Origin of the sequence: Bacillus sp. A01H (assembly GCF_045277205.1) — a bacterium.
Classification (GTDB): Bacteria; Bacillota; Bacilli; order Bacillales; family Bacillaceae_G; genus Bacillus_A; species Bacillus_A paranthracis.
Genome location: NZ_CP117702.1, coordinates 1,155,184 through 1,168,758, shown reverse-complemented (window position 1 = coordinate 1,168,758; position 13,575 = coordinate 1,155,184). Strand labels below are relative to the sequence as shown.

Here is a 13,575-nt window from a genome sequence, read left to right as displayed (position 1 = left end):
CCTAATCTTCTCCCTTAATATTGTTGATCCGTCTTCTTATAATCATCGGCTTTCTTCTCAATAAACTCTGAAATTTCCGTCGCTGTTCGTATGTACCAAAAACTTAAATGCTCTACATGTGCACGTATATTATTTACTTTAGCTTCTACCCGCCTACTTTCAGCCGTTTCTAATAATGTCATCATATTAGAAATTAACCTTGGTACTCTATCTTGAAATTCTTGTGCGTTTCGCTTCATATCTCCTACGGCTTTTTCCAAATTCTCTACAACTACACGAATCTCTCCCCCGCCTAATAACGCGCCCGGTGAATCATAAACTCTTTCATTCGTGTCTACATTTAACAAGTATTTATTTGATAAAGACCCATTCTCTCCAAATTGGAAGTTTTGATCTGTTTGATAATGATAACCAGGGCCACTTATCGAATTCAAAAATCGAGTAACATCCATCCCAAGCTTTTGCTGTAATGATAGCTTTGACATTTCTTCTTTCGAAATTGGTGGGGTTACCGCATAAGTAGAGCCTATATGACTTTCATATGCACCAAATGGTCCATAGCCAATGGAATCATTTCCGTGAACAACACTTACAATTCTATTATTAAACTCACCATTATTTGCTTTTTCTTGTAAATCAGGCGGTAACAAATGTTTTGCACTTGGCGCATTCCATGACATACATCTTACATTGTCATTAGATGCCGCTACATATTCTGCTAAAGCGCCCCCTAGTGAATGACCCGTCGTATATATCTCCACATCATCCCTGCCCTTATATGTATCCGTTACTTGTTTCATGACCCTTTCAGCTTGTTCAAATTGATTATGTGTTTCCCAGCGCTGATTCTCTTCATTCCAATATTTCTTTGAACCTGCATTCTCAGTTCCTGCTACTGGAGGTGCTGCTGGTTCATGAACACCTTCTCGTAATACAAAATGATTCGTATCCGTTTTTAAATCCTTCATACCTTCCCCTGGCTTCATTGGAATGCCTAAAGAGTTTTTCTCTATAATTTTATCCCCTTCTGTTCCTCGGAAAGATACCATAACTTGCTTTTTCCCATCCACATCTCGTTCAAAGACTACTGCGTCCATTCCGGTTTGTTTGTCGTGGAATGTTTCTCCTACTTTCCATGTTTGTAATGTTTCTTTATTCCTATTTTTCACTGTAATTTCGCTTCCCAGCTCTTCATCTGTCATATATGCATCTTGAGCCATTCGATAATAACTTATATCTAATAATTGTTCCGACCCTTTATTCTCCAAAGTATTCCCCTCCTAGGTGATTTAGTATATTCTTAATAATAAGAATAACATTTTTGGAGGATATATATGGGAATAAAAATTAAAAAATATACCTTCTTAACTTTATTTATCCTGTTAACTACAATGATTGGAGGGTGTAACATGGGACAAAATGAAAAAGAACAACAAATAGTTAATAAAGCAACAGAAACTACAATCCAATATTTTAAAGAAAAAGAAAATTTAGAAGTGACTATTACGAATCATCGATTTCCTTCTAATGACATCGAAACTATTTTTATAACTGGTCATATCAAAGATGATACAAATAAGAAATTTACTACTTCAATTGATTATAAAGATGATTATAATATCGGTTCTATCTCTACCACTAATTTCAGCCTAAAACACTGAATAGACAATCTGAAATTTTCCTTTTAAACATTAATCATTAGAACAAAAAGACATCCTAAATGTGTGATTAGGATGTCTTTTTTATAAAACAAATCAATTCCTATTTGGATAAACGAAAAAAGGTTTCATCTGTATTTTTATTATTTTCTTTCAAAACACTCCCTCCTTGTAAAAAATGATATATCCTAATAACTGGGACAACATCATTGGAGGGAGAAAATGGTTATCAAATTCAAAAAAATTAGTTTTTATTTCCTTTTAATCTTAGTATTTGCTACTTTAGGAGGGTGTACAATAAATCCAAAGAATGATGAACAACAAATCATTAATAAAGCTAAAGAACAAACTTTTAAATACTTCAAGGAGGAGGAAAACGTAGATGTAACTATTACTAAACATAAATTCACTCCAAATGATCTTCAAACAATTTTTATATCTGGTTATGTAACGGATGACAAAAGCAAAGAATTTAGTGTTGCAGTTGAATACGCTAATAACTATCATATCAGTACCATTTCAACCACCAAAAATTTTGAACTAAAACATGATTAGTTAACGATTTGTTGTAATATTTTTTCTTTATGAAAACCCTAAACAAATCCATACCGTCAAAAGCACTCGTAGATTGTATCTATGAGTGCTTTTTTTACATTCCTTAAGTACAATCGAGAAACATACAAGCTATTAAAAACCGTAGGGACATCTATAAACGATATCAATATATTGATAAATGCCCCTTTTCACGTAAAATATTTTAGCATATGAATTTTTTTCTTAACAAAATGATTTGTATCCGTTTTTAAATCCTTCATACCTTCCCTGGCTTCATCGGAATGCCTAAAGAGTTTTTCTCTATAATTTTATTCCCTTCTGTTCCTCGGAAAGATACCCTAACTTGCTTTTTCCCATCGGCATCTCGTTCAAAGACTACTGCGTCCATTCCGGTTTGTTTGTCGTGGAATGTTTCACGGACCTTCCATGTTTGTAAAGTATCATCATTCGCATTATTCACTGTAATTTCATTTCTTAACTCTTTATCTGATTTATACGCATCTTTAGCCATTCGATAAAAGCTTAAATCTAACACTTCTTGTGTATTTTTGCTATCCAAAGTATTCTCTCCTCGGGATATTTAGTATATTCTAAATTATAGAACAACATTAACGGAGGATAAACATGAGAATTAAAATCCGAAAATTTACCTTTTTTGTCTTTTTTATCTTTGTAAGTACAATAATTGGGGGATGTAATATGCAGGAAAATAATAAAGAAAAACAAATAGTAGATAAAGCAACAGAAAAAACAATTAATTACTTTAAAGAGAAACAAAATTTAGATGTAACTATTACTGATTACAGGTTCCCTTCTAATGATCTAGAATCAGTCTTCATAACTGGTCATATCAAAGATGATGAAAGCAAGGAATTCACTGCTACAATAGATTACAATAATAATTATAATGTTGGTTCTGTTTCAACGAATTTTTCTCTAAAAAAATAATACAATATGGATAAAAAAATGAGGAAATAGCATTAAAAGAAAAAGCAAAAAAGATCGCAATCCAACATTTTAAAGAAGATAAAAAGCTAGGTGTCACAGTGACAAGAGTGGAATTCGCCCCCTCAGATTTTTGGGTGATTTTTGTATCAGGTCATGTAACAAATAATCCAAACCGTAAAATAACTGCAGATATAAATTATAAAAATAAGGTTGAAAGTATTAGTTATGATGACTGAAATTAATATGAAAATAAAGTATATTTTTGTTGGCCCTTTATATTAATTCCAATTATTTCATATGTATATAAAGGATGATATCAATATTCAATAAGCTCAACTTCTAACGTTAAAAATTTAGAAGCAATGTATCAAACTTTTGGGCACCTAACAATAAGGTGTCTATTTTTATTTTCAAAAGGAGCCCCTCAAATAATTCTTAAAAACCTAGATTGATTTGAACCTATTAAAACATTTTAAAGTTTCTCTTCTGCAACATTTGATATATCCCTAATTTAGGAACCAATGATTGGAGGAGAATTATGTTGCATAAAAGATTGTTTTTTTATTTAGTTTTCATTATTACTACCTTAGGAGGCTGTAATAATGAAAATAATACCGAGGAAGAAATCATTAATAAAGCAAAAGAAGAAACCATTCAATATTTGAAAAAGACAGAGGGCTTAGATGTATCAATTACTGATCATGAATTTGGACCAAAAGACTTTCAAACTATCTCTATATCAGGCTATGTGACTAATGATAAAACGAAAGAATTTACTGCTTCAGTTGGATACGCAAATAATTATCATATCGGCGCTATTTCAACCACCAAAAATTTAGAGCTTAAAAACTAATAATCCAGGCACTTTAGAGTGCCTTTTCTTTATACTTCACCACACAATGTTCAGTGAATATAAAATTTATTGAAGAGGAATATAACTCAACATTCATGGAGTGATTGTTCGTGAAAAAATGTGATATAAGATTATTCTTTATTTTTACACTTATCCTTTTAGGAGGATGTACTATAGATCAAAAGAATGAGGAACAACAAATAGTAGAAAAAGCAAATGAAACAACCATTAAATATTTTAAGGAAAAAGAAAATCTAAATGTAGTAATTACTGGATATGAATTTGCTCCGAGTGATTTTCAAACTGTTTTTATAAAAGGACATGTTAAAGACGATAAAACTCAAGCATTTACAGTGCATGTCGAATATGGAGATAGTGATTATAGAGTCACTTCTAGAACATATTCTGAAAGTCTAGAATGAAAAAACTAGGTCATTAGATACTCAGGACTAGTTAAAAAAGAGCCTCCTTAGAGGCTCTTTTTAGTTACTATCATACAGCAATGTCATTTCATTATTTAACTTCAGTCCATTTAAAATTAAATTCTCCCTCAAAATCATTCGTCACAAGCCCTTTAATAGACGAGCGTTATAAGTATGAGCGTCCCGTTTGATAGAAAGGAGTTACTGCACTATCTTCTAACAAGACTTTTCCCGCTTGTATCATCGCTTCCCAACATGCTTTTTCATCACTAGATAAATCAGTTTTCCCCTTATGAATTAATTCATCAATTACCTTTGTTGTCGGTGACCTCAATACTGTTTCCTAAATTCTCATCACCACGATAAGCAAACCTTGACAGCTAATAATAACAAGAATCTAAAAGTTTATCATTTTCCTTCAAAATATCCCCACTACCAGATATTTTAATATATTCTAAATATAGAATAACATTAATGGAGGGATTTTGATTGAAAAAAAATGGTATAAGATTATTCATTATCCTTACACTTATCCTTTTAGGAGGATGCAGTATGAATAATAAAACAAATGAAGAAAAAGAAATAGTAACAAAGGCAGAAGAGGTAACCATTAAATATTTTAAAGAAACAGAGGGCTTAGATGTAACAATCACTGATCATAAATTTGGACAAAAAGATTTTCAAACTATCCTTATCTCAGGTTATGTAACAAATGACAAAAGCAAAAAGTTTACCGCTTCAGTCCAATACGCTAATAATTATCATATTGGTTCTATCACAGCGTCTAATAATTTTGATTTTAAACACTAAATCTAATAGTTTCACGTCAACATAATTATTTAAGTTTGCTTTTTTCATTCAGGATTATTCCTTATAAGAAAGAAAACTAAAAAGCACCCGCTACCAGAAAAAGTGAGTGCTTTTTTCACTAAAAACATTCCTTCTATCACGATATTTTATATAATCAAGATGTCATTATTGGAGGATAAATATGAATATTACAATCAAAAAAATTAGTTTTTTTCTACTCTTTATATTTATTTTAAGTATTTTAGGGGGATGTACGATAAATCAAAAAAATGAGGAACAACAAATAGTTGAAAAAGCACAAGAAAGAACAATCCAATACTTCAAAGAAAAACAAGACTTAGATGTAGTAATCACTGATTATAGGTTTGGTCCAAGTGATTTACAAGGTATCTTTATCTCCGGCTATATAAAAAATGATGAAAGCAAAACATTTAATATTACAATAGAATACGGTGGAGATGAATATACAATAGGTTCTATCTCTACAAGTGAAAATTTACATTTAAAATAATAAAGAAAAGGCACTCTTTTAAAGAGCCCTTTCTTTATCCCCCACCACACAATGTTCAGTGAATATAAAATTTAGTGAAGAGGAATATAACGCACTATTAACGGGGTGATTATTCGTGAAAAAATATGCTATAAGATTATTCTTTATCTTTACACTTATCCTTTTAGGTGGATGTACGATAGATCAAAAGAATGAGGAACAACAAATAGTTAATAAGGCAACAGAAACTACAATTCAATATTTTAAAGAAAAAGAAAATCTAGACGTAGTGATTACTAAACATCAATTTGCCCCGAAGGACTTTCAAAGTGTTTGGATTTCAGGACATGTGAAAGATGATAAAAATAAAACATTCTCGGCAGATGTTGAATATGCTAATGATTATCACATCGGTTCCATTTCCACATCTGAAGGTTTTGATTTAAAACACTAAATCTAACGGTTTCACTTCAACATAACTATTTAAATTTGTTTTTTAATTCAGGAGTGTTCTTTATAAAAAATAAAAAGCATCCTAAATCACACATTTAGGATGCTTTCTTTTTAATTCCTATTCAACAATCGCATACGATAACAATTCATCGTCACTTCCCCAAGTCTTTGCAGTAATTGATAGTTCGCATATGCGCCGACCGGGGCACCTATTATTGGTACGAGCTGAAGCATTTTTGCTAAATCGATATAGTCTCGGTACTCTGTTTGGAACTTTTCCCAGTCCATATGATTTTCTTCTTCTGTATCCCACGTTTCGATGGCTTTCCATATTTCTTTTCGGTGTTCATCACTTGAAAAGGCAAGTTGGAAAACGTGAAGGATAAAAAGGCGCTCTTCTTTATCGCTCGTATCAAATCCGTACAACGTTGCTGCATCGAATAAAAATTTAATTTTAATGCCGAGCAACAGCGGAAAGTCAGCAAGGCCAAGGAGAATACCGCCTGCTCCCGTCCCTGCTCCTTCTGCCGCTGCTATTTTTTTGTACTCATCCATTTTTTTACGTACTTCATCGTCTCGTCTTTGCAATGACCAGTTCGTCTCTTTTAATTTCGGCTTTATAAAGTTTGATCCGGCACTAATCGTTTGTACCATCATCCGAATCGTTTCTGTTAATACTTTTTGCACTTTCGCCGGAATAAGCTGTTGTACTTTCGTCTGCACTTTCTTTGAGAACCGTGTCATCATAGAAGAATCTTTCATGAATGTAGCTTTCCACTGCTCCAGCTCTTTTATAACCTTTTCTTCATATGTAATCATAGGTTCATTCCCTTCAATTTAAACGCTCAATTCGTTTCGCCCCGTATTGATAAACGAAACCGATACTAAATACTATGCTTACGACTAGTAAAATTCCCGTCATCATGAAATCTTTCGTTGCTAGTAGAAATATGATTGTAAAGATAATACTACCTGTAATAAGGATCGCATTTAGTAAAGTAAGAAAATCTTTCTTCTTCTCTTCTCCCCCGACTGGGTACAAATCCAGCCAAATCTTCATGCGGTGATGCTTCCATAAAGTTAATAGCTGATAACCAATTAAATATAGGAAGATAAGGCTTACGATAAATCGTCCATATAAAAACGGGATGAAGTAAAGAATAACGCCTCCAAGAGCGAGCAGGCGCACATATAAGCCGAAATAGTTACCAGATCTTAAGAACGTTCTCGTATATAAGTATAAATAGGTACGCTTTTCACCGATCATCGAAAGAATGAAATCAAGCCATTTTCTACGTGCTACTCTCTCTTTTAATGCTGGTACATCAACGAACATATTCGCGATGCGGTACAGCAGCATCATCTTCTTACCTTCTTCAGAAATTAAATACTCCCAGTTTAGTGGTTTCCCCTTCACGATTTGATACATAATCGCAAGGTATAACACCATGAGAAGGACGATTCCAGCAATAAAGATAACGGAAGTACGTTCTACAAGGAAATACACAAATAAGGCGTTTAAAATAAATCGAATGAACCAATCGGCTCTTTGTATATTTTGATCTGTTAAAAATGACTTTTCCCACGCTACGAATAAATTCCATGCTTTTACAATGATAAACGCGATTACAACCCATATGTAAGCCGCTCCTGTTTGCTTCATTTGCTGGAAGTATAACGGAGCAAGCGCTGCCGCTACAATTGCGATTATGTATAACTGAATCATAAACGTAAAAAGAAACGCCTTTGTAAAATATGGTTTTAACTTTTCTTCCACTGGCAGTAAATAAACGAGATCCGCTTCTTTTAATAACGTTTGAATGGATCCGGCCGTTAATACGAATCCAAGTAACACTGCCATAACGAGCGCAGTCGGAAACGAAGGTGTTAACGTTTGTAACCATTGCTGGTAATAATACGCTCCTGCGCCGATGATGAATACGAAAATAAATTTTAAATGATCATTAAATACGTATTTACTATATGTACGAACTTCTTGTAAAAAGTAACGAAATCGTTCTTTCCATAACGCTGTGCTATTCATAATCTTCTTCCTTCGTTAATGCAATATAAATATCATCTAACGTTGCACCTGGCATATGAAACTGTGATTGCAGCTCAGATAATGTTCCCTTCGCTCTCACTTCGCCTTGATGCAAAATAATGAACGAATCACAATAACGCTCTGCCGTCGCTAAAATATGTGTACTCATTAAAATACCTGCACCACTCTTTTTCATTTGGTCCATCATTTGAAGGAGTGATTGGATTGCTAACGGATCAAGCCCAACGAACGGTTCGTCCACAATGTAAAGAGATGGCTCTACTAAAAACGCACTCATAATCATTACTTTTTGTTTCATCCCTTTTGAGAAATGAGACGGAAACCATTTCAAACGATTTTTCATACGGAATTCTTGTAATAATTGTCCTACACGTTCTTCATATTGTTTTTCATCAACGCCGTAAGCCATCGCTGTTAACTTCAAATGTTCTTCTAGCGTTAGCTCATCATATAATACTGGTGTTTCTGGGATGAACGAAAAACTAGAACGGTACGCTGTCATATCATCACGAATTGTTTTCCCATTAATTGTGACAGTTCCTTTTTTCGGTTCCATTAAACCGATAATATGTTTAATCGTCGTACTTTTACCTGCTCCATTTAAACCGATTAAGCCGACAAGTTCACCTTTATTCACAGAGAACGAAACATCTTTTAATACAGGTCGTTTCGTATATCCTCCTGTAACATTTTCTACACGCAATAACTCGCTCATACGACACCACTTTCTTCATTTATATTCGTTCTATATTCATCTTACCAAAAATTACGCTGTACTACATAGTATCGATGCGTTCAAAAAAATTTTAAATTTGTTCGCATATATTATTACGAAAGCGGACATCATAATTATTGAAGAAGGAACACATTGAAAAAGCGACCATCTATTGATGAGTACAACAACATAGTGAAGTCATCATGAAATGGGGTGTCCAAGTTGGACAAAGGAATTTACACATAACCAGATTATTTGTTTTATTTTCGAAACGGGGTGTCTCCGAAAGAGCATATACTGTTTTAAAAAGTAAACAATTTCATTTAAAAAGATTGCAATTCATTTCACTTGAAAATGGGGTGTCTACGGCAGAAACTTTAGCCGATTTACCGTGCATTTCTTAAAATAAATGAGGTGTCTGCGAAACGTAAATTACGATAATGCTTTTTCAATCCATCTTCAGAAAACAGGAAGCTGAGTCAGCTTCCTGTTTTTCGTGTTTGTTCTCTTATGTAATTATGGTAAAATACGGCTAAGGATATTTGAAAGGATGAGATCAATGAATCATACAGCGGATAATTGTATTTTTTGCAAAATCATTGACGGGCAAATCCCTTGCTCAAAAGTATACGAAGATGAACATGTGCTTGCATTTTTAGATATTAGTCAAGTGACAAAAGGACATACTCTTGTTATTCCGAAAGTTCACAAACAAGACATTTTTGCGTTAACGCCAGAAATCGCATCACACATTTTTTCTGTCGTTCCAAAAATCGCAAATGCGATTAAAGCAGAGTTTAATCCAGTTGGCTTTAACCTACTTAACAACAACGGTGAAAAAGCTGGACAAACTGTGTTCCACTTCCACCTTCATTTAATTCCACGCTACGGTGAAAACGATGGTTTCGGTGCTGTTTGGAAATCACATCAAAATGAATACACAATGGAAAATTTACAAAACATCGCAAGTACAATTGCAAATAGCGTGAAATAGTGACACTATAATAAGTAGTCATACATAACAAGCCACTTTCCTAAAGTGATTAAATATGGCACGGCTTGTTTCTCCACTTAAGATGCCAGGGACTGCACACTTTCCTTTCCCTCGTCTTAAAGATATGCATATTTTTTTACATCATGAATACGAACAAAAAATAAGGAGGTCTCCTTTTATGTCAAAAGCTAAATCCTTTATTACCGGTGTCATTTGCGGCGGAGCAGTTGCTGGACTAGCTGTTCTTTTCTCAACTCCTTCTTCTGGCAAAGACATGCGCGGCAAGTTAAAAGAAAAAGGAAATGATATTAAAAAGACTTTAGCTGATATTACAGCTGATACAAAATTATTAAAACGTCAAATCGTTGAAACTGCTTCAGAAGGTAAAGAAGTGTTCCAAGAATTAAAAGACGATATGCACGATACACTTTCTAACTGGAAGCAAGATATTTCTCAAAACAAACGACATATTGAGCAAGAGATTTTGGACATTCAAAAATCAATTGAGAAACTACAAGAAGCTGTTCCGGAAAAAGCGTAAACAAATTCCTGCTTAGTTTTTTGCATATAACAAATATTTTTTATATAAATTGACCTTAACACGGCATATCACATAGATATGCCGTGTTTTTATGCATTTACAATATATGTTATCACTTAACATGTATGGACAACACATGTATTCATGACTCATAAACCGCTTCCATAGTTATGCATGATTTGTATAGAATGTCATTTTTTTAAAAAATTTTCACAATTCTCACAAAAAGACTTTATTAATTTTTATTTTACTGGCATAATAGATAGTAATGAAAAAGAATGTTAAAGTGGGTGAGTATATGAAAAGTGGAGAAAAAGATTACTCGGTAAAAGAAGCGATGATTTTCAGCCAACGCATTGCTCAATTATCGAAAGCGTTATGGAAATGTGTAGAGAAAGATTGGCAGATGTGGATTAAACCTTATGATTTAAACATTAATGAGCATCATATTTTAACAATCGCTTATCATTTAAAAGGGGCTTCTATTTCTGAGATTGCTAAGTTTGGAGTTATGCACGTATCAACGGCGTTTAACTTCTCGAAAAAGTTGGAAGAACGCGGCTATCTTGTATTCTCGAAAAAAGAAGATGATAAACGAAATACGTACATCGAAATTACAGACAAAGGGGAAGAATTACTACTTCGCTTAATGGAGGAGTATGACCCTGAAAATAATTCAGTGTTTAATGGGGCTCTTGCACTTCGTAATTTTTATGGGAAGTTCCCAGAAAACATCGAACTGATTGCTATCTTGCGTAACATTTACGGACAAGACTTCATCGATATTTTTGAGAAATCATTAGAAGATATTGAAGAGAACTTTACAGAATCCGATCAGAAGTTAGTTAAGAAGTAATCTATTTATTTTTTCGCAATCATGCTTAAGAATTCATTCATAAGCGGTTTGAATAAACCTTGTTTTGCTAGCGCTTCCGCAGTTTCGTGTACTTCGAGCTGATGTGGAAGCGCTTTTTCAAATTGATCTAACAGCGCATCGAACAAAAGAAGGCCTTCTGCTTTCTCCGCTACATATTGTTCGTTCAGTTTTTCACAAAGATTTAGTATACGTTCAACATCTTTTTTACGAGCTTTTTTCTTTATGATCAAAGAATAAAATGGACACTTTTCTTCATCAATCATTTTAAATAGTAGGTCTACGTAGTATTCAGCTTGTTCTAATCTTCTAACAACGTCCATTTTCTCCCTCACTTTCTAACACAAAGTCTTCTATTTCTGAATTTTATAACACGAACAAAATATCGTATGATACAATATATAAAGTATATGTATTTTAGCCAAAAGGAGGTCTCGCCTCATGACACTTATAACAGTTGTTTTTGTCGCATTCGCACTTCTTGTTATATTTTACACGAATTTCATGACACATACACTGTGTGAACGAAAACAAATATCTGCGAGCCGCCAACCCGGTGTCTTTCGGGTTATTAATGTATGTATAACAATTTTATTAATTTCTAGTTATATAGAAATTATATTTCATGGAAAGTGAGGAAGGAAAGCCCCTTCCTCACTTTTTTCCTCTATAAGCAAATTATACCTACTATAACCAATAAAATAAACAGTACAAGTAATAAAATAAGTTGAGAATTCATCCCCATCCCCTCCTCTTTTCTGTATATGCGGCATACGCCCAATATGGCACACCTTCAAAATCTGACACGTACTGGTTAATTTTTCTTTATCAATATGAAAACACGTCGAAATATGATATATTAAATTTTGTACATATTGCTTATACTATGAAATAAATGACACGCATCTTAACTTTATCCTTAAGCCACGGTAAGCCCTGTTAAGCGCGCTTTACCAACATAAAAAGCAAAAGTATCAGTGAGACTTAACCGGGCTCTGATGAACTAAAATTCATTGGTATAGGATAAATTAAAAATACATAATAGTAGGAGTGTTTATCGAATGAAGAAAGCTATGCTTGCCTTAGCCGCAACAAGTGTAATCGCATTATCAGCATGTGGAACATCATCATCAGACAAAATCGTTACATCTAAAGCTGGTGACATTACAAAAGAAGAATTCTACGAGCAAATGAAGACACAAGCTGGTAAACAAGTACTAAATAACATGGTTATGGAAAAAGTACTTATTAAAAACTACAAAGTTGAAGACAAAGAAGTAGACAAAAAGTTCGATGAAATGAAAAAACAATACGGTGATCAATTCGATACACTATTAAAACAACAAGGTATTAAAGAAGAAACGTTAAAAACTGGTGTGCGTGCTCAATTAGCGCAAGAAAAAGCTATCGAGAAAACAATCACTGATAAAGAATTGAAAGATAATTACAAGCCTGAAATTAAAGCAAGCCACATTCTTGTAAAAGATGAAGCAACTGCGAAAAAGGTAAAAGAAGAACTTGGACAAGGTAAATCTTTCGAAGAGTTAGCGAAACAATACTCTGAAGATACTGGTTCAAAAGAAAAAGGTGGCGACTTAGGATTCTTCGGACCTGGCAAAATGGTTAAAGAATTCGAAGAGGCTGCTTACAAGCTGAAAAAAGATGAAGTAAGCGAACCTGTGAAATCACAATTCGGTTACCACATCATTAAAGTAACTGACATTAAAGAGCCAGAAAAATCATTCGAACAATCTAAAGCTGACATCAAAAAAGAAATCGTTCAGAAGAAATCACAAGACGGCGAATTCATGAACGATCTTATGATGAAAGAAATCAAAAAAGCTGACGTAAAAGTTGACGATAAAGATTTAAAAGATCTTTTCAAAGAGCAAAAAGCTGACGCTAAAAAAGACGAAAAGAAATAATGAAATAAAAAGCTTGGGCTTAGGTCCGAGCTTTTTTTATACCCTCTTCTCTCGGTAGTTATGTCCGATTCGGTAAATGAAATTATATAGTTGGTCCTTCGAATAAATTATATCGGCGATTTTTTAAATATATCGACCACAACTCCAATTATATCGGCGATTTTCGAGATATATCGGCGCAATTCCAAATATATCAGCGATTTTCAAAATATATCGACTTACCGACAAAAAACGACAACAAGCGTGACTCCCTCTATAAACACAAAAAAACC

At 33.5% G+C, this 13,575-nt stretch carries 18 protein-coding genes and 2 pseudogenes; 13 read left to right on the top strand and 7 right to left on the bottom strand.

Annotation, left to right across the window (positions count from 1 at the left end; translation table 11 throughout):
- Positions 1–14: 14 nt before the first annotated feature.
- Entirely contained in the window at positions 15–1,220 is a 1,206-nt protein-coding gene (locus PSR14_RS06210) for a lipase family protein (protein ID WP_370647151.1), read from the bottom strand.
- Positions 1,221–1,334: 114 nt separating this feature from the next.
- Between PSR14_RS06210 and PSR14_RS06205 the strand changes: the two genes are divergently transcribed.
- Complete coding sequence (locus PSR14_RS06205; protein WP_000511535.1) at positions 1,335–1,661, top strand: hypothetical protein; 327 nt, start codon at positions 1,335–1,337, stop codon at positions 1,659–1,661.
- Between the two features lie 219 nt (positions 1,662–1,880).
- The gene (locus PSR14_RS06200) at positions 1,881–2,213 is read left to right on the top strand and encodes a hypothetical protein (RefSeq protein ID WP_000234843.1); all 333 of its coding nucleotides are present in this window, start codon (positions 1,881–1,883) and stop codon (positions 2,211–2,213) included.
- A gap of 215 nt (positions 2,214–2,428) precedes the next feature.
- On the opposite strand, the pseudogene PSR14_RS06195 reads toward PSR14_RS06200, so the two are convergent.
- A pseudogene (locus tag PSR14_RS06195) lies at positions 2,429–2,724 on the bottom strand (hypothetical protein); the annotation flags it as partial.
- A 113-nt stretch (positions 2,725–2,837) separates the two neighbouring features.
- On the opposite strand from PSR14_RS06195, the gene PSR14_RS06190 reads away from it, so the two are divergent.
- The 3 genes from PSR14_RS06190 (at position 2,838) to PSR14_RS06180 (ending at position 4,436) form a co-directional block, all read left to right on the top strand.
- Entirely contained in the window at positions 2,838–3,161 is a 324-nt protein-coding gene (locus PSR14_RS06190; protein WP_001220548.1) for a hypothetical protein, read from the top strand.
- A 538-nt stretch (positions 3,162–3,699) separates the two neighbouring features.
- Entirely contained in the window at positions 3,700–4,014 is a 315-nt protein-coding gene (locus PSR14_RS06185) for a DUF1433 domain-containing protein (RefSeq protein WP_000902682.1), read from the top strand.
- A 110-nt stretch (positions 4,015–4,124) separates the two neighbouring features.
- Entirely contained in the window at positions 4,125–4,436 is a 312-nt protein-coding gene (locus PSR14_RS06180; RefSeq protein WP_000710474.1) for a hypothetical protein, read from the top strand.
- Between the two features lie 91 nt (positions 4,437–4,527).
- On the opposite strand, the pseudogene PSR14_RS06175 reads toward PSR14_RS06180, so the two are convergent.
- Positions 4,528–4,758: pseudogene (locus tag PSR14_RS06175) on the bottom strand (peptide ABC transporter substrate-binding protein); the annotation flags it as partial.
- Positions 4,759–4,925: 167 nt separating this feature from the next.
- Here PSR14_RS06175 and PSR14_RS06170 point away from each other — a divergent pair.
- The 3 genes from PSR14_RS06170 (at position 4,926) to PSR14_RS06160 (ending at position 6,190) form a co-directional block, all read left to right on the top strand.
- Positions 4,926–5,246 carry a hypothetical protein gene (locus PSR14_RS06170; RefSeq protein WP_002163728.1) on the top strand — a complete coding sequence of 107 codons (321 nt, stop codon included), beginning with the start codon at positions 4,926–4,928 and terminating at the stop codon, positions 5,244–5,246.
- A gap of 181 nt (positions 5,247–5,427) precedes the next feature.
- Positions 5,428–5,757: a hypothetical protein gene (locus tag PSR14_RS06165; protein ID WP_001027812.1), complete on the top strand. Its 330-nt coding sequence runs from the start codon at positions 5,428–5,430 to the stop codon at positions 5,755–5,757.
- 115 nt (positions 5,758–5,872) lie between these two features.
- Positions 5,873–6,190 carry a hypothetical protein gene (locus tag PSR14_RS06160; RefSeq protein ID WP_000759578.1) on the top strand — a complete coding sequence of 106 codons (318 nt, stop codon included), beginning with the start codon at positions 5,873–5,875 and terminating at the stop codon, positions 6,188–6,190.
- Between the two features lie 110 nt (positions 6,191–6,300).
- On the opposite strand, the gene ecsC is transcribed toward PSR14_RS06160, so the two are convergent.
- From ecsC to ecsA, 3 genes are read right to left on the bottom strand one after another with little or no spacing between them, the layout of a single operon-like run.
- Positions 6,301–7,008 carry an ecs operon protein EcsC gene (gene ecsC / locus PSR14_RS06155; RefSeq protein ID WP_000634131.1) on the bottom strand — a complete coding sequence of 236 codons (708 nt, stop codon included), beginning with the start codon at positions 7,006–7,008 and terminating at the stop codon, positions 6,301–6,303.
- 13 nt (positions 7,009–7,021) lie between these two features.
- A complete protein-coding gene (gene ecsB / locus PSR14_RS06150) occupies positions 7,022–8,233 on the bottom strand; it encodes an ABC transporter permease EcsB (RefSeq protein ID WP_001089163.1) in 1,212 nt (403 codons plus the stop codon).
- The gene (ecsA, locus tag PSR14_RS06145; protein ID WP_001292602.1) at positions 8,226–8,969 is read right to left on the bottom strand and encodes an ABC transporter ATP-binding protein EcsA; all 744 of its coding nucleotides are present in this window, start codon (positions 8,967–8,969) and stop codon (positions 8,226–8,228) included. The genes ecsB and ecsA overlap by 8 nt, the downstream gene beginning before the upstream one ends.
- Before the next feature lie 559 nt (positions 8,970–9,528).
- On the opposite strand from ecsA, the gene PSR14_RS06140 reads away from it, so the two are divergent.
- The 3 genes from PSR14_RS06140 to PSR14_RS06130 all read left to right on the top strand — a co-directional run bounded on the left by PSR14_RS06140 (position 9,529) and on the right by PSR14_RS06130 (position 11,360).
- Entirely contained in the window at positions 9,529–9,963 is a 435-nt protein-coding gene (locus PSR14_RS06140; RefSeq protein WP_001016840.1) for an HIT family protein, read from the top strand.
- 178 nt (positions 9,964–10,141) lie between these two features.
- A complete protein-coding gene (locus PSR14_RS06135) occupies positions 10,142–10,504 on the top strand; it encodes a YtxH domain-containing protein (RefSeq protein WP_000030301.1) in 363 nt (120 codons plus the stop codon).
- Positions 10,505–10,802: 298 nt separating this feature from the next.
- On the top strand, positions 10,803–11,360 hold the full coding sequence (locus tag PSR14_RS06130; protein ID WP_000834918.1) for an HTH-type transcriptional regulator Hpr: 558 nt from the start codon (positions 10,803–10,805) through the stop codon (positions 11,358–11,360).
- Between the two features lie 5 nt (positions 11,361–11,365).
- Here the strand turns inward: PSR14_RS06130 and PSR14_RS06125 are convergent, their stop codons facing one another.
- Positions 11,366–11,701, bottom strand: coding sequence for a DUF1878 family protein (locus PSR14_RS06125; RefSeq protein ID WP_000383662.1), 336 nt, complete (start codon positions 11,699–11,701; stop codon positions 11,366–11,368).
- A 118-nt stretch (positions 11,702–11,819) separates the two neighbouring features.
- Between PSR14_RS06125 and PSR14_RS06120 the strand changes: the two genes are divergently transcribed.
- Together PSR14_RS06120 and prsA are read left to right on the top strand one after the other, a co-directional pair.
- The gene (locus PSR14_RS06120) at positions 11,820–12,014 is read left to right on the top strand and encodes a hypothetical protein (RefSeq protein ID WP_000172692.1); all 195 of its coding nucleotides are present in this window, start codon (positions 11,820–11,822) and stop codon (positions 12,012–12,014) included.
- 425 nt (positions 12,015–12,439) lie between these two features.
- The gene (prsA, locus tag PSR14_RS06115; protein WP_048557270.1) at positions 12,440–13,303 is read left to right on the top strand and encodes a peptidylprolyl isomerase PrsA; all 864 of its coding nucleotides are present in this window, start codon (positions 12,440–12,442) and stop codon (positions 13,301–13,303) included.
- Positions 13,304–13,575: the final 272 nt, after the last annotated feature.

Coding starts and splice junctions, on each gene's coding strand:
- PSR14_RS06210 (WP_370647151.1), bottom strand. CDS start 1,220: ATGGCTCAAGATGCATATATGACAGATGAAGAGCTGGGAAGCGAAATT.
- PSR14_RS06205 (WP_000511535.1), top strand. CDS start 1,335: ATGGGAATAAAAATTAAAAAATATACCTTCTTAACTTTATTTATCCTG.
- PSR14_RS06200 (WP_000234843.1), top strand. CDS start 1,881: ATGGTTATCAAATTCAAAAAAATTAGTTTTTATTTCCTTTTAATCTTA.
- PSR14_RS06190 (WP_001220548.1), top strand. CDS start 2,838: ATGAGAATTAAAATCCGAAAATTTACCTTTTTTGTCTTTTTTATCTTT.
- PSR14_RS06185 (WP_000902682.1), top strand. CDS start 3,700: ATGTTGCATAAAAGATTGTTTTTTTATTTAGTTTTCATTATTACTACC.
- PSR14_RS06165 (WP_001027812.1), top strand. CDS start 5,428: ATGAATATTACAATCAAAAAAATTAGTTTTTTTCTACTCTTTATATTT.
- ecsC (WP_000634131.1), bottom strand. CDS start 7,008: ATGATTACATATGAAGAAAAGGTTATAAAAGAGCTGGAGCAGTGGAAA.
- ecsB (WP_001089163.1), bottom strand. CDS start 8,233: ATGAATAGCACAGCGTTATGGAAAGAACGATTTCGTTACTTTTTACAA.
- ecsA (WP_001292602.1), bottom strand. CDS start 8,969: ATGAGCGAGTTATTGCGTGTAGAAAATGTTACAGGAGGATATACGAAA.
- PSR14_RS06140 (WP_001016840.1), top strand. CDS start 9,529: ATGAATCATACAGCGGATAATTGTATTTTTTGCAAAATCATTGACGGG.
- PSR14_RS06135 (WP_000030301.1), top strand. CDS start 10,142: ATGTCAAAAGCTAAATCCTTTATTACCGGTGTCATTTGCGGCGGAGCA.
- PSR14_RS06130 (WP_000834918.1), top strand. CDS start 10,803: ATGAAAAGTGGAGAAAAAGATTACTCGGTAAAAGAAGCGATGATTTTC.
- PSR14_RS06125 (WP_000383662.1), bottom strand. CDS start 11,701: ATGGACGTTGTTAGAAGATTAGAACAAGCTGAATACTACGTAGACCTA.
- PSR14_RS06120 (WP_000172692.1), top strand. CDS start 11,820: ATGACACTTATAACAGTTGTTTTTGTCGCATTCGCACTTCTTGTTATA.
- prsA (WP_048557270.1), top strand. CDS start 12,440: ATGAAGAAAGCTATGCTTGCCTTAGCCGCAACAAGTGTAATCGCATTA.